The sequence below is a fragment of the Streptococcus sp. 20925_1_77 genome (assembly GCF_041432125.1).
Taxonomy (GTDB): domain Bacteria; phylum Bacillota; class Bacilli; order Lactobacillales; family Streptococcaceae; genus Streptococcus.
In genome coordinates, this window is the sequence record NZ_JAPVZB010000033.1 from 1 (window position 1) to 1,359 (window position 1,359).

1 protein-coding gene is annotated in these 1,359 nt (G+C 36.2%); it reads left to right on the forward strand.

What is annotated here, in order from left to right; genetic code table 11:
- Positions 1-27: 27 nt before the first annotated feature.
- Positions 28-1,359 (forward strand): IS3 family transposase gene (locus O3626_RS10190; protein WP_371496726.1). Its coding sequence is split into 2 segments (ribosomal slippage), with 1,333 coding nucleotides annotated over them: positions 28-469 and positions 469-1,359; the frame shifts between segments, so codons are not numbered across the junction. This gene is flagged as partial in the annotation.

The following is a 1,359-nucleotide window of genomic DNA, read 5'->3' on the forward strand; positions in this document are numbered from 1 at the left end:
AAATCTAACTTTTGGGGTGTTTTTATTATGAAATTAACTTATAAAGATAAAGTTCAGATCTATGAACTTAGAAAACAAGGGCGAACCTTCAAAGAGATTTCAAATATATTTGGGATAACAATTCCCAATCTTCAGTACATGATTAAATTGATTGATCGTTATGGAATAAAAATCGTCAAAAAAGGAAAGAATTGTTACTATTCACCTGAACTAAAACAAGAGGTCATTGATAAAGTTCTACTTGAAGGTCGCTCTCAAATAAGGGTGTCTCTAGATTATGCTCTTCCAAGTGTTGGAATGTTGCCTAATTGGATAGCACAATATAAGAAAAACGGGTATACTATTGTTGAGAAAACAAGAGGGAGACCATCTAAAATGGGACGTAAACCAAAGAAGAAACCCGAAGAGATGACAGAATTAGAACGTCTTCAAGCAGAAAATGAGTACCTGAGAGCGGAGAATGCCATTCTAAAAAAGTTGAGAGAACTCCGATTGAAGGAGGAAAAAGAGCTAGAAGAAAAACAGAAATTGTCCGAGGATTGGTAACAGAGTTTGCCTTAGAGATTCTTCTAAAGATTATTAAGCTAGCACGTTCAACCTATTATTACCAGCTAAAGCAGTTAGATAAAAGCGATAAAAATCATGATATTAAAGATGAAATTCAAGCTATTTTTACTGAGCACAAAGGAAATTATGGTTATCGCAGAATGACTCTAGAATTGAGGAATCGTGGTTTTGTAGTGAACCATAAGAAAGTCCAACGTCTGATGAAGATCCTTGGTTTAAGTGCCCGAATTCGTCGTAAACGCAAGTATTCTTCATATCAAGGAGAAGTTGGCAAGAAAGCAGATAACCTTATTCAACGCCAGTTTGAAGCATCGAAGCCAATGGAAAAGTGCTACACAGATGTGACAGAGTTTGCCATTCCGGCAAGCAGTCAAAAGCTCTATTTATCACCAGTTTTAGATGGTTTTAACAGCGAAATTATCGCCTATAATCTTTCTACGTCACCGAACTTGATACAAGTGAAAGATATGTTAGACCAGGCTTTCGGTGAGGAACATTACGAGAATACCATTCTTCATAGTGATCAAGGATGGCAATATCAACACGATTTTTATCACAGATTTTTAGAGGGTAAGGGAATTCAACCATCTATGTCACGTAAAGGTAACAGCCCAGACAACGGCATGATGGAATCCTTCTTTGGTATTTTGAAATCCGAAATGTTTTATGGTTACGAGAAGACATTTCACTCACTTGAGCAATTGGAACAAGCTATTGTAGACTATATTGATTATTACAACAGCAAACGAATTAAGGTAAAACTAAAAGGACTCAGTCCTGTGCAATACAGAA